25 protein-coding genes are annotated in these 25609 nt (G+C 64.1%); 17 read left to right on the forward strand and 8 right to left on the reverse strand.

The genetic code is table 11. From position 1 onward, the window contains the following. The first annotated feature begins 112 nt into the window (after positions 1-112). The 13 genes from F8R15_RS15255 to F8R15_RS15315 all read left to right on the forward strand — a co-directional run bounded on the left by F8R15_RS15255 (position 113) and on the right by F8R15_RS15315 (position 12185). Positions 113-1129 carry a DNA-directed RNA polymerase subunit alpha gene (locus F8R15_RS15255; protein WP_075775948.1) on the forward strand — a complete coding sequence of 339 codons (1017 nt, stop codon included), beginning with the start codon at positions 113-115 and terminating at the stop codon, positions 1127-1129. A gap of 140 nt (positions 1130-1269) precedes the next feature. Beyond that, positions 1270-1689: a 50S ribosomal protein L17 gene (gene rplQ, locus F8R15_RS15260; protein ID WP_078521789.1), complete on the forward strand. Its 420-nt coding sequence runs from the start codon at positions 1270-1272 to the stop codon at positions 1687-1689. A 245-nt stretch (positions 1690-1934) separates the two neighbouring features. After that, positions 1935-2546: an autoinducer binding domain-containing protein gene (locus F8R15_RS15265; protein WP_078521787.1), complete on the forward strand. Its 612-nt coding sequence runs from the start codon at positions 1935-1937 to the stop codon at positions 2544-2546. 52 nt (positions 2547-2598) lie between these two features. Next, positions 2599-3189 (forward strand): acyl-homoserine-lactone synthase, encoded by a 591-nt coding sequence (locus F8R15_RS15270; protein WP_078540198.1) that lies wholly within the window; start codon positions 2599-2601, stop codon positions 3187-3189. Positions 3190-3275: 86 nt separating this feature from the next. Beyond that, on the forward strand, positions 3276-4592 hold the full coding sequence (locus tag F8R15_RS15275) for a replication-associated recombination protein A (RefSeq protein ID WP_078571386.1): 1317 nt from the start codon (positions 3276-3278) through the stop codon (positions 4590-4592). Positions 4593-4636: 44 nt separating this feature from the next. After that, on the forward strand, positions 4637-5014 hold the full coding sequence (gene crcB / locus F8R15_RS15280; protein WP_078521781.1) for a fluoride efflux transporter CrcB: 378 nt from the start codon (positions 4637-4639) through the stop codon (positions 5012-5014). Further along, positions 5011-6051, forward strand: a complete 1041-nt coding sequence (locus F8R15_RS15285) for an RluA family pseudouridine synthase (RefSeq protein WP_152845155.1) — start codon at positions 5011-5013, stop codon at positions 6049-6051. Before crcB ends, F8R15_RS15285 begins: the two co-directional genes overlap by 4 nt. Beyond that, positions 6048-6713, forward strand: a complete 666-nt coding sequence (locus F8R15_RS15290; protein WP_152845156.1) for an HAD-IA family hydrolase — start codon at positions 6048-6050, stop codon at positions 6711-6713. Before F8R15_RS15285 ends, F8R15_RS15290 begins: the two co-directional genes overlap by 4 nt. After that, a complete protein-coding gene (locus F8R15_RS15295; protein WP_152845157.1) occupies positions 6710-7420 on the forward strand; it encodes an ATP12 family chaperone protein in 711 nt (236 codons plus the stop codon). The genes F8R15_RS15290 and F8R15_RS15295 overlap by 4 nt, the downstream gene beginning before the upstream one ends. 219 nt (positions 7421-7639) lie before the next feature. Continuing rightward, complete coding sequence (locus F8R15_RS15300; RefSeq protein ID WP_078521773.1) at positions 7640-8656, forward strand: amino acid ABC transporter substrate-binding protein; 1017 nt, start codon at positions 7640-7642, stop codon at positions 8654-8656. A gap of 137 nt (positions 8657-8793) precedes the next feature. Beyond that, the gene (locus F8R15_RS15305; protein ID WP_083077694.1) at positions 8794-10056 is read left to right on the forward strand and encodes an amino acid ABC transporter permease; all 1263 of its coding nucleotides are present in this window, start codon (positions 8794-8796) and stop codon (positions 10054-10056) included. A gap of 1 nt (position 10057) precedes the next feature. After that, positions 10058-11377: an amino acid ABC transporter permease gene (locus F8R15_RS15310; protein WP_152845158.1), complete on the forward strand. Its 1320-nt coding sequence runs from the start codon at positions 10058-10060 to the stop codon at positions 11375-11377. 16 nt (positions 11378-11393) lie between these two features. Beyond that, a complete protein-coding gene (locus F8R15_RS15315) occupies positions 11394-12185 on the forward strand; it encodes an amino acid ABC transporter ATP-binding protein (protein WP_083077692.1) in 792 nt (263 codons plus the stop codon). A 118-nt stretch (positions 12186-12303) separates the two neighbouring features. Here F8R15_RS15315 and F8R15_RS15320 read toward each other — a convergent pair whose 3' ends face one another. From F8R15_RS15320 to argB, 4 genes are all read right to left on the reverse strand, one after another. Next, on the reverse strand, positions 12304-13287 hold the full coding sequence (locus tag F8R15_RS15320; protein WP_078540190.1) for a malate dehydrogenase: 984 nt from the start codon (positions 13285-13287) through the stop codon (positions 12304-12306). A 106-nt stretch (positions 13288-13393) separates the two neighbouring features. Then, positions 13394-13912: a histidine phosphatase family protein gene (locus F8R15_RS15325; protein ID WP_078521763.1), complete on the reverse strand. Its 519-nt coding sequence runs from the start codon at positions 13910-13912 to the stop codon at positions 13394-13396. Then, entirely contained in the window at positions 13909-14547 is a 639-nt protein-coding gene (locus F8R15_RS15330; RefSeq protein WP_368731066.1) for a ferredoxin, read from the reverse strand. The genes F8R15_RS15325 and F8R15_RS15330 overlap by 4 nt, the downstream gene beginning before the upstream one ends. Then, positions 14540-15418, reverse strand: coding sequence for an acetylglutamate kinase (gene argB / locus F8R15_RS15335; protein ID WP_078604279.1), 879 nt, complete (start codon positions 15416-15418; stop codon positions 14540-14542). Before argB ends, F8R15_RS15330 begins: the two co-directional genes overlap by 8 nt. Before the next feature lie 149 nt (positions 15419-15567). Here argB and F8R15_RS15340 point away from each other — a divergent pair, with 149 nt between their 5' ends. Then, positions 15568-16299, forward strand: coding sequence for an SDR family NAD(P)-dependent oxidoreductase (locus F8R15_RS15340; RefSeq protein ID WP_078521758.1), 732 nt, complete (start codon positions 15568-15570; stop codon positions 16297-16299). Between the two features lie 18 nt (positions 16300-16317). Here F8R15_RS15340 and plsY read toward each other — a convergent pair whose 3' ends face one another. From plsY to F8R15_RS15360, 4 genes are read right to left on the reverse strand one after another with little or no spacing between them, the layout of a single operon-like run. Continuing rightward, the gene (gene plsY, locus F8R15_RS15345; protein WP_152845159.1) at positions 16318-16926 is read right to left on the reverse strand and encodes a glycerol-3-phosphate 1-O-acyltransferase PlsY; all 609 of its coding nucleotides are present in this window, start codon (positions 16924-16926) and stop codon (positions 16318-16320) included. Between the two features lie 19 nt (positions 16927-16945). Then, a complete protein-coding gene (pyrC, locus tag F8R15_RS15350) occupies positions 16946-18226 on the reverse strand; it encodes a dihydroorotase (RefSeq protein WP_152845160.1) in 1281 nt (426 codons plus the stop codon). Between the two features lie 10 nt (positions 18227-18236). Then, on the reverse strand, positions 18237-18722 hold the full coding sequence (locus tag F8R15_RS15355) for a hypothetical protein (RefSeq protein WP_152845161.1): 486 nt from the start codon (positions 18720-18722) through the stop codon (positions 18237-18239). After that, positions 18715-19680 (reverse strand): aspartate carbamoyltransferase catalytic subunit, encoded by a 966-nt coding sequence (locus F8R15_RS15360; RefSeq protein WP_152845162.1) that lies wholly within the window; start codon positions 19678-19680, stop codon positions 18715-18717. Before F8R15_RS15360 ends, F8R15_RS15355 begins: the two co-directional genes overlap by 8 nt. Positions 19681-19778: 98 nt before the next feature. Between F8R15_RS15360 and F8R15_RS15365 the strand changes: the two genes are divergently transcribed. From F8R15_RS15365 to F8R15_RS15375, 3 genes are all read left to right on the forward strand, one after another. Next, on the forward strand, positions 19779-20603 hold the full coding sequence (locus F8R15_RS15365; protein WP_152845163.1) for a uracil-DNA glycosylase family protein: 825 nt from the start codon (positions 19779-19781) through the stop codon (positions 20601-20603). A gap of 162 nt (positions 20604-20765) precedes the next feature. Further along, positions 20766-22226, forward strand: coding sequence for an efflux RND transporter periplasmic adaptor subunit (locus tag F8R15_RS15370; RefSeq protein ID WP_152845164.1), 1461 nt, complete (start codon positions 20766-20768; stop codon positions 22224-22226). 1 nt (position 22227) lies between these two features. Next, on the forward strand, positions 22228-25596 hold the full coding sequence (locus tag F8R15_RS15375; RefSeq protein ID WP_152845165.1) for an efflux RND transporter permease subunit: 3369 nt from the start codon (positions 22228-22230) through the stop codon (positions 25594-25596). The last annotated feature ends 13 nt before the right edge of the window (positions 25597-25609 follow it).

The following is a 25609-nucleotide window of genomic DNA, read 5'->3' on the forward strand; positions in this document are numbered from 1 at the left end:
ACGACGGTCGGGCCGTGCGGATTTCCCGTGCGGCCCGCCCGCATTTTTCGGTTTTATCCTCGGGCGTCCCCGACTTTGGGCATGGGTCTGGGACAGGTATGGAGGCAAACGCATGATCCACAAGAATTGGGCTGAACTCATCAAGCCGACGCAGCTTGAAATCAAGCCCGGCAACGACCCGCTGCGTCAGGCGACGATCGTCGCTGAACCGCTCGAGCGTGGCTTTGGCCTGACGCTCGGCAACGCACTGCGCCGCGTGCTGCTCTCGTCGCTTCAGGGCGCCGCGATCACCAGCGTCCAGATCGACAACGTGCTGCACGAGTTTTCCTCGGTCGCAGGCGTTCGTGAAGACGTCACCGACATCGTCCTGAACCTCAAGGGCGTGGCTCTGCGTATGGACGTTGAAGGTCCGAAGCGCCTCTCGATCTCGGCCAAGGGCCCGGGCGTCGTGACCGCTGGCGACATCACCGAGACCGCGGGCATCGAGGTCCTGAACAAGGATCACGTGATTTGCCACCTCGACGATGGTGCCGACCTGTTCATGGAATTGACCGTGAATACCGGCAAGGGCTACGTCGCCGCCGACAAGAACCGTCCCGAGGATGCGCCGATTGGCCTGATCCCGGTCGACGCGATCTACTCGCCGGTCAAGAAAGTCGCCTACGAAGTGCAGCCGACCCGTGAAGGTCAGGTTCTGGACTATGACAAGCTGACCATGAAGGTCGAGACCGACGGTTCGCTCTCGGCCGAGGACGCGGTGGCTTTCGCTGCTCGCATCCTGCAGGACCAGCTGTCGATCTTCGTGAACTTCGAAGAGCCGGAATCGGCCGGCAAGCAGGACCAGGACGACGGTCTCGAGTTCAACCCGCTTCTGCTGAAGAAAGTGGACGAGCTGGAACTGTCCGTGCGTTCGGCGAACTGCCTGAAGAATGACAACATCGTCTACATCGGCGACCTGATCCAGAAGACCGAAGCCGAGATGCTCCGCACCCCGAACTTCGGCCGCAAGTCGCTGAACGAGATCAAGGAAGTGCTCTCGGGCATGGGCCTGCATCTCGGCATGGAAGTCGAAGATTGGCCGCCGGAGAACATCGAAGATCTGGCCAAGCGTTTCGAAGACCAGTTCTGATTGACGAATTGAGGGGCGTTGGCTAAACGCCCCTCCAATGCCCGGACTGCCGGGGACGATCTGGGTCACAAGACCCCAAGGTGAGCCGGTGACACGCATCGCTGGCCTGACAAAGCAAAACGCAAGATTGGAGATAGACAATGCGTCACGCACGTGGCTACCGCCGCCTCAACCGTACCCATGAGCACCGCAAGGCGCTCTTCGCCAACATGGCTGGCTCGCTGATCGAGCACGAGCAGATCAAGACGACCCTGCCGAAGGCGAAAGAACTGCGCCCGGTCATCGAGAAGCTGATCACGCTCGCCAAGCGCGGTGATCTGCACGCACGCCGTCAGGCGGCCTCGCAGCTCAAGCAGGACCAGTATGTCGCGAAACTCTTCGACATCCTCGGCCCGCGCTACAAGGACCGTCAGGGCGGCTACGTTCGCATTATGAAAGCCGGTTTCCGTTACGGCGACATGGCTCCGATGGCGATCATCGAATTCGTCGAGCGCGATCTGGACGCAAAAGGTGCGGCAGATAAGGCACGCGTCGAAGCCGAAGAGGCTGCCGAGGATTGATCCTCGCGACCGATTTCCCTGCGAAATCAATGAGAATTGCGAAATCCCGCCTATTAGGCGGGATTTTCTTATTTCCGCCTGCATTTTCCCGCATTTCTCACGCAAAAGGTTATTGCGCAGATGATGCGCATTCGCGAGTGTAAGCGCGTGGGCGGGTAGGGACGTAATGTCACTGTCGGAGCGAACTCCGCACGGCGCGAACACTTTTAAGTTGACCGGGTTAATTCCAAACTGTCTAAAAAGATATGTCGATACAGAGCAGAATCGATTTGAAACTTCGTGACTTGGATCGTTTAGCTCCAAGCGGTTATTTTGTTGGACTGCATATTCGTTTTACGGCGCCTTTGATGACGTTCCAGACTTACGACAAAGCCTGGCTCGATCATTATACCGCAAACGGCTATGTGCTCCGTGACCCTATGACTGCTTGGGGGTTTAGCGAGACCGGCTCAATCCGGTGGAGCGACCCGCGGTTACCCGATCCTTTCCGTCTCTTCGATGAGGCCAAACACTATGGTCTGATCTACGGGGCGACAGTCTCATGCGGCCCGATCCGGTCCCGTACTATCGCAAGCATGGCGCGCGATGATCGGGAATTCGACCTACCCGAGATCGAGACCTTTGAGCTTATCGTGCGCGAATTGCACGACATGACTCAACCGCCTGAGGAACTCACGAGAGCTCAGATCGAAGCCCTGCGCTGTGTTGCTGGGGGTGACCGACACGCGGCGGCGGCCGCGAAACTTGGAATTTCGGAAAGCGCGCTCAAGGCGCGGCTGAATTCTGCGCGCGCAAGACTGATGGCTCGGACGACCGCCGAAGCTATTCAGCGCGCAAAGGATTTCCGCCTGTTATAGTGTTGTTGACCCTCCGCACGGCTGTACTGTGACTAACCTGCAGGAGGAAGACATGCAGACCACTACGCTTTCGTTCACCAATTTTCATAATCACGGTGAGCTTTTCGCAAACATGCTGCGCGCCAGGCGCGAGCTCTTCATTGTCCAGAATAAATGGGATCTCCCAGAAGCGATGGGCATGGAATATGACCAGTATGACACCCCGGCGAGCCGCTGGGTGGTCGTCCATGACGAGCTGGGCAAGGTGCTGGCAGGCAACCGTCTGACGCCCACGACGACGACCTGCGGGATCTACAGCTACATGATCCGCGATGCGCAGCGGGGGCTGCTCGCGACGATCCCGTCCAATCTTCTCTATGACGAAGCTCCGGTCAGCGAGACCGTCTGGGAAAGCTCGCGTCTGTTCGTGTCCCATGACGTCCCGATGGCGATGCGCCGCAAGGTTCATGCGCGTCTCGTGCAGGAAATCGGCAATTCGGCGCGTGAACTCGGCGCAAGCTCCGCCCTTACCCTTCTGAACGCGAATTGGCCGCGTTGGGCGGGTCGGGTTGGCGTGGACATGACTGCGATGGGACCGGTGATGGAGATCGACGGGATCAAAAATCAGGTCGTATCGATGAACTTCTCCCAAAACCTTCATTAAAGGGATGGGAAAGATTAGAGCCCCCGTGCGCCCCACACGCGCGGGGGCTTTTCGTTGGCGGACCGAGACACTAGGTTCACGCCATCATGGCCGACCTATTCGACACGCCCCCCGATCCCAATGCGCCTGCGCCCGAAGCGCCGCGCCCGCTCGCTGATCGCATCCGCCCAAAAACTCTGGGTGAGGTGATCGGTCAGGAACAGGTGCTTGGTCCTGACGGGCCTTTGGGGGCGATGCTGGCTGCAGGCTCGCTCGGCTCTCTGATCCTCTGGGGGCCGCCGGGTGTCGGCAAGACCACCATCGCGCGACTGCTGGCCGATGCCTCCGATCGCGCCTTCGTCCAGATTTCCGCAATCTTCACCGGCGTGCCGGAACTGCGCAAAGTCTTCGAGGCCGCCAAACTGCGGCGCGGGCAGGGCAGGGGAACGCTCCTCTTCGTCGACGAGATCCACCGCTTCAACAAGGCGCAGCAGGACAGCTTCCTGCCGCATATGGAAGACGGCACGATCATGCTGGTGGGCGCCACCACCGAAAACCCGAGCTTCGAGCTGAACGCCGCTGTGCTCAGCCGGGCGCAGGTCATGGTGCTGGAGCGCCTCGACCTCGCCGATCTCGAACGGCTCGCACAGCGCGCCGAGAAGGCGCTCGATCGTCCGCTGCCGCTGACCGGCAAGGCGCGCGAGGCGCTGCTGGAAATGGCCGATGGCGACGGCCGCGCGCTTCTCAACCTGATCGAGCAGGTCGCGGCGTGGAAAGTCACCGGCACGCTCGACACCGACGCGCTGTCGACCCGGCTGATGCGCCGCGCGGCGAAATACGACAAGTCGGGCGATGAGCATTACAACCTGATCTCGGCGCTCCATAAATCCGTGCGCGGATCGGACCCGGACGCCGCGCTCTATTGGTTCGCGCGGATGCTGGAGGGCGGCGAGGACCCGCGCTATCTCGCGCGGCGCTTTGTGCGCATGGCGGTCGAGGATATCGGGCTGGCCGACCCGCAGGCCCAGACCCATGCGCTCCATGCGTGGGAAATCTACGAGCGCATCGGCTCGCCCGAGGGGGAGCTGGCTCTGGCGCAGACGGTGATCTACCTCGCGCTCGCCCCGAAATCCAACGCGGGCTACGTCGCCTACAAAGGCGCGCGGGCGCAGGCGCAGAAGACCGGATCGGAGCCGCCGCCCAAGCATATTCTCAACGCCCCGACCAAACTGATGTCGGAACAGGGCTACGGCGCGGGCTACGCTTATGACCACGACGCAGAGGACGGCTTCTCGGGGCAGAACTACTTCCCCGACACGATGAAGCGCCCTGTCCTCTATCAGCCCGTCGAGCGTGGCTTCGAGCGCGAGTTGAAAAAGCGGGTCGACTGGTTTGCCAAGCTGCGCGAACAGCGCAAATCTTGACATTCAGGCCTGTGAACGCTCTTAGGGCGCCAAAGGAGACTGCGATGCTTTCTACGATCTTGCAGGTCGCGCTAGGCGGCGCGATGGGTGCATCGGGGCGCTACCTCGTCGGCGTCGGAATGATGCGCAGCTTCGGCGCGCAGCCTTTCCCGCTGGGCGTCATCACGGTGAACATCCTCGGCTCGTTCCTGATGGGCGCGCTCGTGGTGTTCCTCGGTGACAAGCAGCTGACCCATTGGAACGCCTTCCTCGCGACCGGCTTTCTCGGGGGCTTCACCACATTCTCCTCTTTCTCGCTCGAAGCCTATCGTTTGATCGAGAAAGGCGATGTCACATTGGCAGTCAGCTATATCGGACTGTCGGTCGGCGCGGGGCTTCTGGGCCTTGTCGCTGGCGTTCTATTGATGAGGGCCATGCTATGAGCGGCGTCCAGCATATCACCGTCACCGAGGACGAGGGCGAACAGCGCCTCGACCGGTTCCTGAAAAAGCGGTTTCCGCACCTGTCCCAGGGCATGATCGAGAAGTTCTGCCGCAAGGGCGATCTGCGCGTGGATAAAGGCCGGGTGAAGGCCAATTCGCGCGTCGCGCCGGGGCAGGAAATCCGGGTGCCGCCGATCCCCGATTCCGCGCCCGCGCCGAGGACCGAGGGCATTTCGGAGGAGGATGCGAAATTCATCCAAAGCTGCGTGCTGTGGAAGGATGAGCATATCATCGCGCTCAACAAACCGCCGGGGCTGCCCTCGCAGGGCGGCTCGGGGCAGGGCAATCGCCATGTCGACGGGCTGAGCGAGGCGCTGACATTCGGCTACAAGGACAAGCCGAAGCTGGTCCATCGCCTCGACAAGGACACCTCCGGCGTTCTGCTGCTCGCGCGCACCGACCGGGTCGCGCGCCGCCTGTCCGAGGCGTTCCGCGGAAAGACCACGCGCAAGATCTATTGGGCGGCCGTCGCAGGCGCGCCCGAGCCGAAGACCGGCACGATCCGCTTCGGTCTGGTGAAAGCGCCGGGTCACGGGCGTGGTGGCGAGGGCGAGAAGATGATCTGCATCCATCCCGCCAAGGTCGACAAGACCGAGGGCGCCAAGCGTGCCACCACCGATTACTTCACGCTGCATATCCTCGGCCAGCGGGTCAGCTGGGTCGCGCTGGTGCCGATCACCGGGCGGACCCACCAGCTGCGCGCGCATATGGCCGAGATCGGCAACCCGATCATCGGCGACGGCAAATATGGTGGCTCGAGCCAGGAGAACATGGGCGACGGCTGGGGCGCGCAGCTGGGCGGCGAGATTTCCCGAAAGCTGCACCTGCATGCCCGCCAGATCAGCTTCGACCATCCGATCAGCGGCAAGCGTATCACGCTGACCGCGCCGCTGCCCGAGCACATGAAGCGGACCTGGGACCTGCTGGATTGGCACGAGAAAGACGTGCCAGCTGACCCGTTCGAGGATCTCGCATGAAGCTCGCGATCTTCGATGTCGATGGCACGATCTCGGACAGCCAGAACCACATCACCCATGCGATGACGATCGGGTTCGAGGCGGCGGGTCTGCCAGCCCCGTCGGCCTCCGCCGTGTTGCAGATCGTCGGCCTGTCGCTGCCGCTCGCGGTGGCGCGGCTTGCGCCGGAGCACGATGCCGAGATGCAGGCGCGCATCGTCGAGGGCTACAAACAAAGCTACAAGACCGCCCGCGCGGCTTCGCCCGCGCCGCTCTATCCCGGGGCCGAGGCGCTGCTGCGCAAGCTCGCCGCGCGCGACGACATGCTTCTGGCGGTCGCTACCGGAAAGTCTCGCCGGGGCCTGCGGGCACTGATCGAGTATCACGGGTTGGAAGGGCTGTTCGTCAGCCAACAGACCGCCGACGATCACCCCTCGAAGCCGCACCCGTCGATGATCGGCGCGGCGTTGAGCGAGGCGAGCGTGGACGCACGCGACGCGGTGATGATCGGCGATACCAGCTTCGATATCGAAATGGGCCGCAGCGCGGGCGTCGCGACGATCGGCGTGCGCTGGGGCTACCACGCCCCCGCTGCTCTGGAGGCGGCCGGGGCGCATCAGATGGTCGATAATTTCGACGGGCTGGAAACGACACTTCTGGATCTGTGGGAGATGAGCGCATGAGCGAATGGGCGGCCAAGCGGTTCTGGACGGAAACCACCGTCACCGAGCACCCCGAAGGATTCGGCGTGGCGCTGGACGGGCGTGCGGTGAAGACGCCGGCGAAAGCCGCGCTGACCGTGCCGACCCGCGCCTATGCCGAAGCCATCGCCGCCGAATGGGACGCGCAGGACGGCGCGATCAAGCCCCATACGATGCCGGTCACCCGCTCTGCCAATGCGGCGATCGACAAGGTGGCGCATCAGCATCCCGAGGTCGTCACCCATGTCTGCGAATTCGGCGGCACCGATCTTCTGTGCTACCGCGCCGACGCCCCGGCAAAGCTGGTCGAGCTTCAAAGCGCGAAATGGGACCCACTGCTGGAATGGGCGGCGCAAACCTATGGCGCGGAGCTGAAGGTCACGACGGGAATTCTTCCGGTGGATCAGCCTGCCGACCATCTGGCGCGGCTGGAGGCGGAGGTGGCAAACCTCGACCCCTTCGCGCTGGCAGCTCTGCATGATCTCGTGGGCATCACCGGCTCCCTCGTCCTCGGGCTGGCGGTCACCCGCGGCAGGCTCTCGGCCGAGGAAGCATGGGAGATTTCGCGGCTCGACGAGGACTGGCAAATCGCACAATGGGGCGACGATGAAGAGGCGGCGGAGATCGCCGCACACAAGCGCGAGGCACTGTGTGACGCGGCTCGAATCTGGGTGCTCACCGAAAGGTGACCGCCGCGGATTCTCACGCCGCTTATTGACCTGCCAAAAGCATCATCACTTGCTGACGATTTACGCAGGGGCCCTCACGAATTCCGGAAACTAGCCTTGACCTTCTTTGATCGGATGGACCAAACTTTCGTTACTCCGTGTCATGGAGACACGATCGACCAGGTCCGTGAGGGACCAAGAACCGCTCTGTCAGAGCGGCGACAACAGGAAGAGGTAAAAATGAAGAAATCCGTCTTTTTCGGCGCGCTGACGGCTGCGACGCTGACTGCCGGTCTGGCTGGCGCGGCCACGCTCGATGACGTGAAATCGCGCGGAGAGCTGATCTGCGGCGTGAACACCGGTCTCGTGGGCTTCGCCGCGCCGGATGCCAACGGTAACTGGTCCGGCTTCGACGTCGCGGTCTGCCAGGCCGTCGCCGCCGCTGTGCTGGGCGACCCCTCGAAGGTTAAATACGTCCCCACCTCGGGCCAGACGCGCTTCACCGCGCTCGGTTCGGGCGAAGTGGACCTGCTCGCACGCAACACCACCTGGACCTTCTCGCGCGACACCGACCTGAAGCTCCAGTTCACCGCGACCAACTACTACGACGGTCAGGGCTTCATGGTCCGCAAGGATTCGGGCGTGACTTCGGCCAAAGAACTCGACGGTGCGTCGATCTGTATCCAGACCGGTACCACGACCGAGCTGAACCTCGCCGACTACTTCAAGGCCAACAACATGTCCTATCAGCCGATCACGGTTGATTCGAACGCCGAAGGCGAACAGCAGTTCCTCGCCGGCGCTTGTGACGCCTACACCACCGACGCGTCCGGCCTCGCCGCGACCCGCGCCGCTTTCGCGAACCCTTCCGACTACGTGATCCTGCCGGAAATCATCTCGAAAGAGCCGCTGGCTCCGGCCGTCCGTCAGGGCGACGATCAGTGGACCGACATCGTCCGCTGGACCGTCTTCGCGCTGATCGGTGCTGAAGAATACGGCGTGACCTCGGCCAATATCGACGAGCTGGCCAAAGGCACCGACAACCCGGAAGTCAACCGCCTGCTCGGCACCGAGGGTGACCTCGGCGCGATGATCGGCCTCGACAAAGATTGGGCCGTCAAAGCCATCAAGGCCAACGGCAACTACGGCGAAATCTTCGCCGCGACCATCGGCGAGCAGACCCCGATCGGTCTGGCCCGTGGCCTGAACGCTCAGTGGACCCAAGGCGGTCTGATGTACGCTCCTCCCTTCCGCTAAGAAGGGCCCGGCAGGGGCGCGGTTTAATCCGCGCCCCTGTTCCGTTTTCAAGAGACCGTGCGTAGGGGAGACATCCCCACTAAGGCCCGCAAGAATGGCCAGACAAAAATAACGACGCGGCAACAGGGGAAATAAGAATGACAAGCGCGCCCGACGCGCCGGAGCAGGGCTTCCGGCTCAGCCAGCTTATCTATGACACGCGTTATCGCTCCCTGACGATTCAGGCGATCGTCTTCATCCTCGTGATGGGCGGCGCGGCATGGCTGGTGGACAATGTGATCCAGAACCTCAACGACCTCGGGAAGGATTTCAATTTCTCCTTCCTCGGGCAGAGGGCCGGTTACGATATCGGCAATGCGATCATCCCGTATAACAACGACATGAGCCACGGACGTGCGCTGCTTGTCGGTCTGATCAACACGCTCTGGGTGTCCTTCCTGGGCTGCGTCGCCGCGACGATCATCGGGATCTTCGTGGGCGTGCTGCGCCTGTCGAAGAACTGGCTCGTGGCGCGGCTGATGACCGTCTATGTCGAGGTCTTCCGCAACATTCCGGTGCTGCTGTGGATCCTGGTGGCGATCGCGCTGCTGACCGATGTGGCCCCGTCGCCCAACGCCTATAAGGTGAACCAGCAGACGGGCGAGGCGCAGGCTTCGATGCTGCTCGACTCGGTCGCTTTCACCAATCGCTACACCGCGATCCCCTCGGTACATTTCGATCGCTCGCTCGGCTCGCTCGACACGGCGCTTGCACCGATCTCGCTCAACTTCCTTGCGCTGGTGATCGTGCTGATCGCCTCGATCTGGGTGAACAAGCGGATGCTGACGCACGCCGCTAAAGTGCAGGAGTCGACCGGGGTCCGACCTACAATGTGGTGGAAGAGCGCGCTCGTGCTGATCGCGCCCGTTGTGATCCTCGCCATTGCGCTCGGGATCAATCCCGAAGAGCCCCAGATCAAGGGCTTCAACTTCACAGGCGGCACGAACGTGTCGAACTCCTTCGTGGCGCTCTGGCTCGGCCTGTCGCTCTATACGGCGGCCTTCATCGCCGAGATCGTCCGCGCCGGTATCCTCGCCATCTCGAAAGGTCAGACCGAGGCCGCCTTCGCGCTGGGTCTGCGGGCCAATCGCACGATGAGCCTCGTGATCCTGCCGCAGGCGCTGCGGGTCATCATCCCGCCGCTGATCTCGCAATATCTGAACCTGACGAAGAACTCCTCGCTCGCGATCGCCGTGGGCTATCTTGAACTGCGCGGCACGTTGGGCGGCATCACCCTGAACCAGACCGGGCGCGAGCTTGAGGCGATCACGCTGATGATGCTGATCTACCTCGCGATCTCGCTGTCGATCTCGGGCGTGATGAACGTCTACAACAATCGCGTGAAGCTGAAGGAGCGGTGAGATGAGCGATACACAAGCCCATTCCGTCGCCTATGTCCGCGACACGATGCTGCCGCAACAGCCTGCCCCCGCAGGGCAGTCCGGTGCGGTCCAATGGCTGCGCGAGAACCTGTTCTCGGGCTGGCTGAACACGTTGCTGACCCTTCTGGGCGTGGCCTTGATCTACACACTGGTCATGCATTTCCTGCCTTGGTTCCTGCATGGCGTCTGGGACGCCAACTCGATCAAGGAATGCCGCACGATCATCACCGACCGTTACGGCGAGGGCGCGACCGGCGCCTGCTGGGCGGTGATCCGCGAGCGTTGGCACCAGTTCATCTTCGGCTTCTACCCGCCGGAACTGTACTGGCGCCCGATCCTGACCTTCCTGCTGCTCTTCGTGGCGGTCGGCCCGCTTCTCTTCACCTGGGTGCCGCGCGTGCTCGCGTGGTTCACGCCGGTCTACCCGTTCCTCGCCGTCTGGCTGCTCTGGGGCGGCTCGGGCTGGACGCCGCTCATGATCTTCGCAGGCTTCGTGCTGGGCGCGGCGATCCTGTTGGTGCTGTCACCGCGGCTTGGCTCGATCATGGCCTTCTCGATCGGCGCTTTCGTCGCGATCCTCTACTTCCTCTTCGTGGTGGGCCCGCTCATCGACGGGTTGCAGGCGATCCTGCCGTGGGGGCTGGAATCGGTGGACTCCGCCAAGTTCGGGGGCTTCCTGCTGGCGATCACGCTGGGCGTGGGCGGCATCATGATGTCGCTGCCGCTGGGGATCGTGCTCGCGCTCGGGCGGCAATCGGACATGCCGCTGGTCAAAGGCTTCTCGGTGGTCTTCATCGAATTCATCCGCGGCGTGCCTCTGATCACGCTGCTGTTCGTGGCCTCGCTGCTGCTGAACTACTTCCTGCCGCCGGGCACGAATTTCGACATCATCCTGCGGGTGATGATCCTCGTGACCTTCTTCGCAGCCGCCTATATCGCCGAGGTGATCCGCGGCGGTCTGGCAGCACTTCCGCGGGGCCAATACGAGGCGGCGGATGCGCTGGGGCTCGATTACTGGAAGGCGCAGCGGCTGATCATCCTGCCGCAGGCGCTGAAGATCTCGATCCCGGGCATCGTTTCCACCTTCATCGGCATGTTCAAGGATACGACGCTGGTCGTGTTCGTGGGTCTCTTCGACCCGCTCAAGGGCATCCCGGACTTCATCCGCGCCGACTTCAACTGGAAAGGCATCTACTGGGAGCCCTTCATCTTCGTCGGCGCCATCTTCTTTATCCTGAACTTCGCCATGTCGCGCTACTCGATGTCTCTCGAGCGTCGACTGCAGCGTGATAACCATTAATCGGGGACTAGACACAATGACCGAACCGCAATTCGAACGTCAGGTCGACCGCAGCCATATGCAGGTCTCCGACGAGGTCGCGATCCAGATCGAGAACATGAACAAGTGGTATGGCCAGTTCCACGTCCTGCGCGACATCGATCTGACCGTGCAGCGTGGCGAGCGTATCGTGATCGCCGGGCCTTCGGGCTCGGGGAAATCGACGCTGATCCGCTGCATCAACCGTCTGGAGGAACACCAGGCGGGCAAGATCATCGTCGACGGGATCGAGCTGACGAACGACCTGAAGAACATCGACAAGGTCCGCCGCGAAGTCGGCATGGTGTTCCAGCACTTCAACCTGTTCCCGCATCTGACCATTCTCGAGAACCTGACGTTGGCTCCGATCTGGGTGCGCAAGACGCCCAAGAAGGAAGCCGAAGCGACGGCGATGCATTACCTCGAGAAGGTGAAAATCCCCGAGCAGGCCGACAAGTATCCCGGCCAGCTCTCGGGCGGTCAGCAGCAGCGTGTGGCGATCGCGCGTTCGCTGTGCATGAAGCCGCGGATCATGCTGTTCGACGAGCCGACATCGGCGCTCGATCCGGAGATGATCAAGGAAGTGCTCGACACGATGATCGAGCTGGCGGAAGAGGGGATGACCATGCTCTGCGTGACCCACGAGATGGGCTTCGCGCAGGCGGTGGCGAACCGGGTGATCTTCATGGCCGACGGTCAGATCGTCGAGCAGAACAACCCGCATGACTTCTTCAACAACCCGAAATCCGAGCGGACCCAGCAGTTCCTCAGCCAGATTCTCGGGCACTGAGGGCAAGCTGGGGGTTTCACACCCCCAGACCCCCGTGGGATATTTCCGCCAAGGCGAAGAATTAAAAAAGGGGCGGCGCGAATACTCGTGCCGCCCCTTTTCTATATTCGGGTCTGATTTAAAGCAGGTCGGAAACCGCTTCGCGTTCTTCTTCAAGCTCGCCGACGGTGCGCGCCATCATCTCTTTCTGGAAATCGTTGAATTCCAGACCTTCGACGCGCTCGTAATGACCGTCCTTGCAGATCACCGGCAGGCCCACCATCAGCCCCTCGGGGATGTCGTAGAGGCCGGTCGACGGCACGGCCATCGACACCCATTTGCCGTCGGTGCCGTGGATCCAGTCATACATGTGATCGATCGCGGCATTCGCAGCGGAGGCGGCCGAAGAGGCGCCACGCGCTTCGATGATCGCAGCGCCACGGGTCGCGACCTGCGGGATCAGCGTCTCGCGATACCAGGTCTCGTCGCCGATGATCTCGGAGAGCTTGCGGCCCTTCGCTTCGGCTTCGGTCCAGTCGGCGAACATGGTGGGCGAGTGGTTGCCCCAGACCACGAAGCGCTCGATGTCGTCGACATGCAGATCGGCTTTCGACGCGAATTGCGTCAGCGCGCGGTTATGGTCGAGCCGGATCATCGCGGTGATGTTCTCGGTCGGGAAGTTCGGCGCGTTGGCGGCGAGGATCATCGCGTTGGTGTTGGCCGGGTTGCCGACGACCACACATTTCGCGTCGCGCTTGGCGGCCTTGTCGAGCGCTTCACCCTGCACGCGGAAGATCTCGGCATTGGCCGACAGCAGGTCGCGGCGCTCCATGCCTTTGGTGCGCGGACGCGAGCCCACGAAGAACGCGGCATCGATATCGGTGAAGGCGGTCACCGGATCGTCGGTCACAACGGTGCCGGCGAGCAGCGGAAAGGCGCAGTCTTCCAGCTCCATCACCACGCCACGCACCGCGTCGAGCGCCTGCGGCAGGTCCAGAAGCTGCAAGATCACCGGCTGATCGGGACCGTAGACATCCCCCTTGGCGATGCGGAACAGCAGCGCGTAGCAGATCTGACCGGCAGCCCCGGTGACGGCGATGCGTTTCGGCGTTTGAGCGGACATGGAAACCCTCCTGTGATGATTACGCCAGAGAGATAGGGCACAGGCGCGCGGCTGGCCATAGAAAACCGTGCCCTAACGTCACGATCTTGGGAGGGAAAAGCTGTGTTCAGCCCCGCCGGGTCGGCGTGAAGAAATCGAGCACCGATCCCTGACCCGGCTGCACCTCGTCCCAGCTGTCGATCTGGAAATCGACGATCAGCGTGGCGCAGGTCGGGAAGCGGCGGAAATCGGGATCGTGCAGCGCGCGTGCGGGCAGGCGATGCGCGAATTCCGCGATGCCCGGGTTGTGGCCGAGCATCATCACCGTCGGCGCGGAGGCGGTGCGCAGGACCTGCAGCATCATCTCGGGGGCTGCGTGGTAGAGATCCTCGACATAGCTCACCTCCGGCCGCGTCTCGATCACCGCGCGCTCCACGCGGTCCCAAGTCTCGCGGGTGCGAGTCGCCGAGGAGCAGAGCACCTCTTCCGGCTCCAGCCCGCGCGAGGCGAGGAAATCGCCCAGTTCAAGCGCGGCCGCGCGTCCGCGCGCATTGAGCGGGCGATCGCGATCTTCCATCGCCGGGTCGTCCCAGCTGGATTTGGCATGGCGTGTCAGGATCAGGCGGCGATAGCCGAGCGGTGTCATGGGTGGAACTGCCTCATATGCCATGCGGATTGCTGAGGCAGCCTGCCATAGCTTTCACCTGCCGGGCAAGCGCGTCTTGCAAGACAGCCGTGATCGCGACAGGCCGCGCCTTCGGGGCGGTCGAGATGCGCGTGACAGCTTTCCGTGTCGTAACCGTCGAGTTTGAGCGCATCGACCGGGCAGGCGGTGGCGCAGGGCGCAGGGCATTCGATGCAGGGATTGGCGGCGGGCGCGGGCAGGGGAAGCAAGCCAGGCAGGGCCAGCGCGCCCCGCACGGAAGCCCAGAGGCCCATATGCGCATGGCACATCAGGTGGACCGGGGAGGCGAAGCTTTGTCCGCTTTTCACGGCCCAGCTCACGAAAGGCTGCCAAGGCGGGCCGGTGAAGGGAAAGAGTGCGCGGGCTTCAAATTGCCGTGCGAGGGTGCCGATGACGCGCTCCGACCAGCGGTCCAGCGGATCGGGCGCGTCCTCGGCGAATTCCGGCTGAGCGGTGACGTGATCCCAGAAACCCGGCTCGTCGGGCGAGATCAGCACGATCGTCTCGCCATCCTCATGCAGCAGCCCCGACACGAAGAGCCGGTGCGGGGCCAGCGCCGCGGCGAGGGCGGAGATCACCGGCGGTGTCTCACTCACTGCGCGGTTTCACGCGCGGCTCGGTCGAGCGGATCATCGAGCCCGCCCCATGTTCGGTGAACAGCTCCAGCAGGCAGGCATTGGCGACGCGCCCGTCGACGATGACCACCGCGCGCACGCCCTCGTCGACCGCTTTCAGCGCGGTCTCGACCTTGGGGATCATGCCGCCCGCGATGGTGCCGTCTTCGATCAGGGCGGTCACGTCCTCGGGGGTGAGCTGCGTGATCACCTCGCCCGCCTTGTTCTTCACGCCCGCCACATCGGTGAGCAGCAGCAGGCGATCGGCGCGCAGCGCGCCCGCGATCGCACCGGCTGCGGTGTCGCCATTGACGTTGAAGGTCTCGTTATCGGCCATGCCGGTCGCGACCGGCGCGATCACCGGGATCATGCCCGCGTTATAGAGGTCGCGGATCACCTGCACGTTCATCTCGACCGGGCGACCGACGAAGCCCAGTTCGGGATCGTCCGCCTCGCAGACCATCAGGTCGTCATCCTTGCCCGAGATGCCGACCGCGCGGCCGCCCTGATCGTTGATCGCCTGCACGATGCGCTTGTTCACGAGGCCCGAGAGGATCATCTCGACCACTTCCACGGTGGCTTTGTCGGTCACGCGCTTGCCGCGGACCCATTGGCTCTCGATGCCGAGCTTGCCCAGCATCTCGTTGATCATCGGCCCGCCGCCATGCACCACGACCGGGAAGATGCCGACCTGCCGCATCAGCACGATATCGCGGGCGAAATCGGCCATCGCCTCTTCGTCGCCCATCGCATTGCCGCCGAATTTCACCACGACCACGGCGCCGGAATAGCGTTGCAGGTAGGGCAAGGCTTCCGAGAGGGTGCGGGCGGTGGCGATCCAGTCACGATCCATGGTCTGCTTTCTCATCTGGCTGGTCCTCGGGCAGGGTGGTCTCATCTTGCTAGACCGTTCGCGCCGGGTTTGGAAGGGCGCAATCGGGGCCGTTGCGCTCGGAACAAAACCGACTAGGGTCGGGAGCGCGCTGACGGGGAGTTCGAGTAATGGATGATCGCAAAGTAATGCTGCTGACGGGGGCGAGCCGGGGGATCGGCCACGCCACGGTGAAACGCTTCGCAGCTGAAGGGTGGCGCGTCATCACCTGTTCGCGCCAGCCTTTCCCCGAGCAATGCCCGTGGGGCGGCGGGCGCGAGGATCACATCCAAGTCGATCTCGCCAAGCCCGACGAGGTGATCGACGCGATTGCCGATATTCGCAGCCGGATCGACGGGCGGCTTCATGCGCTGGTCAACAATGCAGGCATCTCGCCGAAAGGGCCGGAGGGCGAGCGGCTCAATACGCTCGACACCGATCTGCGCACCTGGGGGCAGGTCTTCCACGTCAATTTCTTTGCCTCCATCGTGCTCGCGCGCGGGCTGGTCGAAGAGCTGTCGGCCGCGCAAGGGGCTGTGGTCAATGTGACCTCCATCGCGGGGCTCAGGGTCCATCCTTTCGCGGGGGCGGCCTATTCGACCTCGAAGGCGGCGCTGAAGGCGCTGACGCGCGAAATGGCGCATGATTTCGGGCCATTGGGCGTGCGCGTGAACGCCATCGCGCCGGGCGAGATCGAAACCTCGATTCTCAGTCCCGGCACCGAGAAGATCGTCGAGAAACTGCCGCTGCGCAGGCTCGGTCAGCCGTCGGAAGTGGCGGATGTGATCTGGTTCCTGTGCTCGGATGCGTCGAGCTACGTCACTGGCACCGAGATCGAGGTGAACGCGGGCCAGCACGTCTGAGGTCGCGTCCGAGACGGCTCAGGTCTTCTTGCCGATCTTCGGCTCCGTGCCCATCGCGAGGCGCGCGATATTGGTGCGGTGCCGCCAGAAGATCAGCACCGACAGGCCCGCCGCCAGCATCATCAACTCGCGATAGCCGAGGAAATAGGCCAGCGGCACCGTCGCCGCCGCCGAGACCAGCGCCGCGAGCGAGGAAATCCGCGTCAGCAGCGCCGTGACCAGCCAGACGGCGCAGGTCGCAAGGCCCACGGGCCAAGCCAGCGCGATCATCGTGCCGAGGAAGGTCGCCACTCCTTTGCCGCCCTGAAAGCGCAGCCAGACCGGATAGATATGGCCGATGAAGGCCGCCGCGCCCGCGACCTGTGCGGCGGTTTCGCCCAGAACGTAGCGCGCGACGAGAACCGCAATCGCGCCTTTGCCGCTATCGAGGATAAGGGTGGCAAGCGCCGCGCTCTTGCTGCCGGTGCGCAGAACGTTCGTCGCACCGATATTTCCGGAGCCGATTTTGCGCAGGTCGCCCAGTTTGAAAAGCTTGGTGATAACGAGCCCAAACGGCACAGATCCGAGCAGGTAGCCCAGTGCAGCCACCAGCCCGAGCCATGCTGACCCGTTCTCAATTCCCGGCATATGCCTGCCCTCGCCTCGTTTATGAGTCGTTATTGTTGCTATAAACCTGCACCCCTGCGACGAATGTGGCAAGCGTTTTGCCTTCCATTCGAGCAGTATCGAAGGGGGTATTCTTCGATTTTGAGCGCAGTTTGAAGCGATCGAGCACGAAAGGCGCATCCGGATCGAAGAGAACGAGATCGGCCGGAGCCCCCTCGCAAAGCCGTCCCTGCGGCAGTCCCAGACGCTTCGCCGGGTTCAGCGACATTGCCCGGAACAGCTGCGGCAGGGTCAGCTGTCCGGCATGGTAAAGGCGCATCGCGGCGGGCAGGATCGTCTCGAGCCCGACCGCGCCGGAGGCCGCTTCCTCGAAGGGCAGGCGCTTCGATTCCTCATCCGCCGGGGTGTGCAGCGAGCAGATCACGTCGATCGTGCCGTCGGCCACCGCCTCGATCACCGCAAGCCGGTCTTCCTCGTCGCGCAGCGGCGGCGTCAGTTTGAAGAAGGTCCGGTAATCGCCCACGTCGAGCGCGTTGAGCGTCAGGTGATGGATCGAGACCCCGGCGGTCACATCGAGCCCGTCCTCTTTCGCGCGCGCCAGCGCGGGCAGGGCCTTCGCGGTGGTGATCTGGTCGGCGTGATATGCGAGGCCCGTCATCTCCACCAGCGCCAGATCGCGGTCGAGCCCCATCCGCTCGGCCATCGGCGACACGCCCGGCAACCCCCGCAGCGAGGCGAATTTGCCCGAAGTCACGGCGGAGCCTTTCGACAAGACCGGCTCTTGCGGGTGGCCGATCACCAGAGCGCCCAGATGGGCCGCATAGGTGAAGGCGCGTTGCAGCACCTTGGTCTGATCGGAGACGCGGGTGACATCGGTGAAGGCCACCGCGCCCGCATCTTTCAGAAAACCGATCTCGGTCATCTCCTGCCCGTCGCGGCCCTTGGTGAGCGCCGCCATATGCAGGATGCGCACCGGCGCGTCCGCCGCGCGGCGGGTGACGAATTCCAGCGTCTCGGGATTGTCGATGGCGGGCTGGGTGTCGGGGCGGGCGATGATGGTGGTCACGCCCCCGGCTGCGGCGGCCAGCGCCGCCGTGCGGAAGCTTTCCATGTGGCGCTCGCCCGGCTCACCGATCTTCACGCCCAGATCAACGATCCCGGGCGCGAGGCATTTGCCGCCGCAATCGATCACCTCGGCATCGGCGGGGGCGGACATATCGCCGATCGCCGCAATCAGGCCTCCGTCGATCACCACGTTGCCGGTGGTTTCGGTCAGCGCCTCGGGGTCGATCAGCTTGGCGTTTTCGAGGAATAGGGTCATGCGTCGTGCCTCACTTCGCCACCAGTTTGCGCGCGGCCTGCGCGCTCTCGATCTCGCGCACCACGGGCCCCGCATCGGCGAGGTGGCGGATCAGATGCTTGTCGCCCGCCTTCGTCAGGACCTGCACATCGCCCATCAGCGAGCGCACTCCGGAGATTTGCAGAAGCATCACCTGCTTGCCCTGCGGCCCGATCAGCCGCTTATCCGTCAGCTGCCAGCGCCGCGCGAAGGCCTCCGAGCGGAAATAGAGCCCGCGCGCCGCCATACCGACCACGACGGCGAAGCTTGCGATCACCACCTGATCGGGCTTGCCGAGCCAGAACAGCACCGTCGAGATCAGCACCGCGCCGATCACCGCCAGCACCGCATGATCGGTCCAGTAGCGTTTCTTGTCTGCCGTGAAGACGGCCAGAACCTTTTCGCCCTCGTCCAGCGGCAATTCGCTTTCGGGGCCGGGGCGGTAGTTGAGAACTTCGTCACGCTCGATCTTAGACATAGGTGCCCTCCGTGAGCGCGCGCCCGCGCTCGGCCCGCAGGTTGCGCGCCAAGAGGTCCATCACCGCCATGCGCACCGCGACACCCATCTCGACCTGTTCCTGAATGACCGAGCGGTTGATGTCGTCGGCGATGGTGCCGTCGATCTCCACGCCGCGGTTCATCGGGCCCGGATGCATCACGATTGCGTCTTCCTTAGCGAAGGCGAGCTTCTCGGCATCGAGCCCGTAGCGGTGGAAATATTCGCGCTCGGAGGGGATGAAGCCGCCATCCATGCGCTCTTTCTGAAGCCGCAGCATCATCACGACATCGGCGTCGCGCAGGCCTTCGCGCATGTCGTGATAGACCTCGCAGCCGAAGTCCTGAACGCCCGAGGGCATGAGGGTCGGCGGCGCGATCAGGCGCACACGGTTTTCCATCTTGCCCAGCAGGATCAGGTTGGAGCGCGCGACGCGGCTATGGGCGACATCGCCGCAGATCGCGACGGTCAGGCGCTTGATCCGGCCCTTCTCGCGCCGGATCGTCAGCGCATCCAGAAGCGCCTGCGTCGGGTGTTCGTGCTTGCCGTCGCCCGCGTTGATCACCGCGCATTCGACCTTCTGCGCGAGAAGATCGACCGCGCCGGACGAGCCATGCCGCACTACCAGCAGATCGGGATGCATCGCGTTCAGCGTCAGCGCGGTGTCGATCAGGGTCTCGCCCTTCTTCACCGACGAGGTCTGCATCGACATGTTCATCACGTCCGCCCCGAGTCGCTTGCCCGCAAGCTCGAAACTGGATTGGGTCCGCGTCGAATTCTCGAAGAACATGTTGATCGCGGTCATCCCGGCCAACGCGTCGGTCTTTTTCACCGTGCGACGGTTCAGATCCACATATTTTTCGGCGAGGTCGAGAACGGTGAGGATATCCTCGGGGCTCAGATGTTCGATCCCCAGCAGGTGCCTTGGGCGAAAAGCCATTGCGCGATGCTCCGGTTAGACTTCGATGCTTATGGCAAACGGGGGGGCGGGCGTCCAGCCGCTTTACCGTCGCAGCGCCCATGAGGTAGGGTCGCGCAATGGAGACTCAGCCGACACCGGAACTCGACTATCACGCCGCTCTGGCCGCCCTCGAATGGCAGCTGGAAATGGGCGTCGATACCGTCATCGGCGATACGCCCGTCGATTGCTACGAGCTGCCCGACAAATCGGCGCAGGCCAAGGCGAAGGCGCCCGAGGCCGCGCCCGCGCCGGACCGGGAATTGCCGCCAGTCGCGCAGATGGCGAAGATCGAGGGTCCCGATCCGGTCGTCGTCGCAGGCGATGCCGCGGGCAAGGCCGACACGCTAGAGGCGCTGCGCGCCGCCATCGATTCCTACGATATGTGCGATCTGAAGCTCGGGGCGCGCAACACGGTCTTTGCCGATGGCAAGCCCGCCGCGCGGGTGATGATCATCGGCGAGGCGCCGGGGCGCGAGGAGGATCAGAAGGGCCTGCCATTCGTCGGCCGCGCCGGTCAGCTTCTCGACAAGATGTTCGGCGCGATCGGTCTGTCGCGGCAATCGCCCGATGCCGAGGCGGCACTCTATATCACCAATGTCCTGCCCTGGCGTCCGCCGGGCAATCGCGATCCCTCGCCTGCCGAGATCGCGCAGATGCTGCCCTTCCTCGCCCGCCATGTCGATCTGGCTGATCCCGATCTGATCGTTCTGATGGGCAATGCCGCCTGTGCGGCGGCGCTGGGCAAGCGGGGCATCCTGCGGTTGCGGGGCACCTGGGCCGAGGCCTTCGGGCGGCCCACGTTGCCGATGACGCACCCGGCCTATCTGCTGCGCAACCCGGCCGCCAAGCGCGAAGCCTGGGCCGATCTTCTGCAAATTCGCGCCCGTCTCGACCAGGCGTAAACCGCGCCAAACGGTCGCGCTTTCGTGAAAAAGTGACGGACGCGGCGCCGTGACGCGTAGAGATAACCATTCCCTGCACCTATTTCGGCAAGGTAACATGGAAATCGCGCGACCGTGGGCAATTGCGAGCGCCCGCAGCACTGACGACAGATCGGAGACGCCATGCGCTTTCTCACCCGCTCCCTGATGGGGCTGTTTCTTCTGGCGCTGACCGTCGGCCTGCTGACGATGGGCGGCTTCTCGATCTTTCAGGCGATGCAGGCCCGCAATGCCGAGAGCGGGCGTGCGCCCACCGCGCGCGAACGGGTTTTCGCGGCCAATGTGATCCCGGTCACCTTCAAGGCGATGTCGCCGGTGCTGACCGCCTATGGCGAGGTGCGCTCGACCCGCGAGCTGGAGCTACGCGCGTCGGCGGCGGGCACGATTGTCGAGCTTGCCTCCGATTTCGAGGATGGCGCGGAGGTCGAGAAGGGCGAGCTTCTGGTCAAGCTGGACCCGGCGGAGGCGCAGGCAGCGCGCGACAGCGCCGCTGCGACTGTGGCCGAGGCAGAGGCCGCGCTCGCGCAGGCGGAACGCGCTTTGGCCATATCGAAGGACGATGTGACAGCGGCGCAGCGGCAGGCGGACCTGCGGCTCAAGGCGCTCGACCGTCAGCGTTCGCTCTCGGAGCGGGGCGTCGGCTCGGCGGCCAATCTGGAAACCTCGGAACTGGCGGCCTCGGCGGCCGATCAGGCGGTCCTAAACCGCCGCTCGGCATTGTCGACCGCGCAGGCGCAGCTCGATACCGCGCGCACCTCGCTGACCCGCGCCAAGATCAGCTTGACCGAAGCCGATCGCAAACTGGCTGATACTGAAATTCGCGCCGAATTCTCGGGCCGTCTGGCCGAGGTTAACGCGGTCGCGGGCGGGCTGGTGTCGAATAACGAGATGCTGGGCAAGCTGATCGACCCCAACGCGCTGGAAATCGCCTTCCGCGTCTCCACCGCGCAATTTGCGCGCCTGATCGATGATCGGGGCGCGCTGCGCGATCTGCCCGTGGGCGTGGAACTGGTCGCGGGCGAGGAGACGCTGACCGCCAAGGCCGAGCTGTCGCGCGTCTCAGCGGCGGTCGATGACGGGGTGACGGGGCGCCTGCTGTTTGCGCGCGTCACCGAAGGTCTCGGCAATCTGCGTCCGGGCGATTTCGTGACCGTCCGGCTGAAAGAGCCCGCGCTCGAGAATGTCGCGGAGATACCCGCCGCGGCGGTCGATGCGGATAGCACGGTTCTGGTGCTCGGTCCGGAAGACCGTCTGGAAAGCGCCGATGTCACCGTGCTGCGCCGTCAGGGCGACGCTGTCATCATCCGTGCCAAATTCGCGCCCGGCACCGAGATCGTGGCCGAGCGCACGCCGCTTCTGGGTCGCGGGATCAAGCTGCGCCCGATGCGCCCCGGTCAGCCGCAGGCGGCCACCGAGCCCGAGACGATCAATCTCGATCCCGAGCGCCGCGCCAAGCTGGTTAGTTTCGTCGAGACGAACACCGCGATGCCCGACAATGCCAAGCAACGCTTTCTTGCCGAGTTGAAGCAGGACGAGGTGCCCGTCGCGACCGTCGAGAAGCTCGAATCCCGGATCGGAGGCTGAGATGGCGTCTGGCCTCGATCCCAGAGAGCTGCCGCCCGGCCGCGGGCTGATCGGTCTCTTTACCCGCCACGCGACGCTGGCGAATATCGTGCTGGTCGTGATGATCTGCGCGGGGCTCGTCGCCCTACCGCGGATGCGCGCGCAGTTCTTCCCGGACTCGGTCGAGGAATCGATCACCGTCTCGGTGAAATGGGACGGGGCAGGCGCGGAGGAAGTCGACCGGGCCATCGTTCAGGTGCTGGAGCCCTCACTGATCTCGGTCGAGGGTGTGGAAGCCTCGGACAGCCGCGCCTCGGAAGGCTCGGCGCGCATCAGTCTCGATTTCGAACCCGACTGGGACATGTCCCGCGCGGTCAATGATGTCGAGAACGCGCTGGCTTCGGCAGGCGATCTGCCCGAAGGCGCGGAGGAACCCGAAGTGGCGCGCGGCGTCTGGCGCGACACGGTGACCGATCTGGTGATCACCGGGCCGCTCTCGCCGGAGCAGCTGGGCCGGTTGGGCGACGAGGCGGTGGTGCGGCTCTATCAGCAGGGCGTCACGCGCACCTCGCTTGCCGGGATCGCCGCGCCGGAGACGGTCGTCGAAGTGCCAACCGTCTCGATGATGGCGCATGATGTGACGCTGACCCAGATCATCGATGTGATCTCCGCCGAGGCGAATACCGATCCGGCGGGCGAGGTGGCGGGCGGGGCAACACGGGTGCGCACGGGCGAAGAACGTCGCTCCGCGCCCGAGATCGAGAACCTCGTGATCCGCACCGAACCGGACGGCTCGCAACTGACCGTGGGCGATGTCGCCAATATCCGCGTCGAAGGCGGCGACCGGAACCGGGCCTATTTCGTTGGCGACAACGCGGCGGTGGTGATCAATGTCGCGCGCTCGGCGGCGGGCGATGCGATCGCGATCCAGCACAAGGTCGAAGGCGTGATCGACCAGATGCAGCCGACGCTGCCTGCGGGCACCTCGATGGATCTGGTGCGCACCCGGTCCGACGCCATCACGCAGCGCCTCGATCTGCTGGTGGGCAACGGGGTGCTGGGGCTGAGCCTCGTGCTGGTGCTGCTGTTCCTCTTCCTCAACGCGCGCACGGCCTTCTGGGTGGCGATGGGGATCCCGACCTCGATGGCTGCGGCTCTGGCGGTGATGTATTTCACCGGCATGACACTGAACATGATCTCGATCTTCGCGCTCATTCTGACGCTGGGGATCGTGGTCGACGATGCGATCGTGGTGGGCGAGCATGCCGATTTCCGTGCGCGTCATCTGGGCGAGCATCCCGTGCTCGCCGCCGAGAACGGCGCGCGGCGCATGGCGGCCCCGGTCTTCGCCTCGACCCTGACGACCGTGATCGCCTTCGCAGGGCTGACCGTGATCGGCGGGCGCATGGGCAACATGATCGTCGATATTCCTTACACGGTGATCGCGGTGCTCGCCGCCTCTCTGATCGAGTGTTTCGTGATCCTGCCCAACCACATGAGCCACGCGCTGCGTCACACCTCCGAGGGCAAGTGGTACGACTGGCCCTCGCGGCAGGTGAACCGCGGGCTCGACTGGTTCCGCCGCGTGGTGATGAAGCCGCTCACCCGGCTGATCGTCATCGGGCGCTACCCGGTGATCGCGGCGGCGATCGCGCTTTTGCTATGGCAGGTCAGCTTCGTGATGTCGGGCAAGGTGCAGTGGCGCTTCTTCAACCCGCCCGAGCAATCGACGGTGAACGGCGCCTTCTCTATGGTCGAGGGCGCGACCCGGGCCGATACCGAAGAGATGATGCGCACGATGCAGGCGACCGTGACCAAGGTCGCCAAGGAATTCGAGGACGAATACGGCGTGAACCCCGTCGAATACGCGATTGGGCAAATCGGCGGCGCATCAGGGCGGGGGCTGGCCTCAGCCGATACCAAGGATGCCGATCTTCTCGGCTCGCTTTCGATCGAGGTGATCGACCCCGATTACCGGCCTTATTCCAGCTTCGATTTCGTCTCGCGGCTGCAGGCCGAAACGCCGCGCCTGCCGCTGGTCGAAGAGATCAGCTTCCGCCGCTTCCGCTCCGGCGGGGCGGGGGACGGGATCGCGGTGCAGTTCTCGGGCAACGAGACGCGGATTCTGAAAGACGCCGCCGAAGACCTGAAGACGCAGCTTGCGCAATTCCCCGAAGTCTCGGCGGTGGAGGACAACCTCGCCTATGACAAGCAGGAACTGATCCTCGATCTCACCCCGCAGGGCGAGGCGCTGGGCTTCGACATTGCGACGCTGGGCCGCGAATTGCGCGCGCGTCTGAACGGCACCGAGGCTGCGAGCTTCCCCGATGGGGTGCGCTCGGCCACGATCCGTGTGGAGCTGCCCGAGGAAGAGCTGGCCGCCGATTTCATCGACCGGATGCAGCTGCGCGCGCCCGGTGGCGAATGGGTGCCGCTGGCCGATATCGTCTCGGTGCGCAGCCAGACGGGCTTCTCGACGATCCGGCGCGAGGATGGCGTACGGCAGGTCTCGGTCACGGGCGATGTCTCCGAGGACGATCCCGCGCGGGCCAACGAAATTCTGGCGCGCATCTCCGACGAGATCCTGCCGCGGATCTCCGAAGAACGCGGCGTGGCCTATACGCTCACCGGGCAGGCCGAGCAGGAACGCGACTTCATGAACGACGCGATGATCGGGCTGATCATGTGCCTGATCGGCATCTACATCGTGCTGGCGTGGATCTTCGCGAGCTGGACGCGGCCGATCGTGGTGATGTCGGTGATCCCCTTCGGCGCGGTCGGCGCGATCTGGGGGCACTATGTCTGGAACCTGCCGATGTCAATGTTCGCCGTGGTCGGCGGGATCGGGATGATCGGGATCATCATCAACGACGCGATCGTGCTGATCTCCACGGTCGACGAATATGCCGAGAAGCGCGGGACCGTGCCTGCGATCGTCGATGCAGTTTCGGATCGCCTGCGCCCGGTGCTGCTGACGACGCTGACGACGGTTCTGGGTCTTGCGCCGCTTCTCTACGAGCAATCCAGCTCGGCCCTATTCCTGAAATCCACCGTCATCACGCTGGTCTACGGTCTGGGCTTCGGGATGATCATCGTGCTGCTGGTCGTGCCCGCGGTTCTGGCGGTGCAGCTCGATTTCGGGCGACAGGTGCAGGCGGTGCGTCACGGCGTGCGGGTCGTGCGGCTGCGCGGCGTGCTGGCCGGCGTCGCGGCGCTGATGGCCGTGGGCTTCGCGCTCACGCTGGGCCGTGCGATGTGGGAGGGTCAGGCGCTGATGCCCGCCTTCGGAGGCTTTGCGTTGATCGCGGGGATGGTGGCGATGGGGGCAGGGCTGATCGCGCCCCGGCTGCTGCGCGGCCATATCCGCCACAGGCCGCCGCCGGAAGCCTGACACGCCTGATCTC

Source organism: Thioclava sp. JE_KL1 (genome assembly GCF_009296265.1).
GTDB lineage: Bacteria > Pseudomonadota > Alphaproteobacteria > Rhodobacterales > Rhodobacteraceae > Thioclava.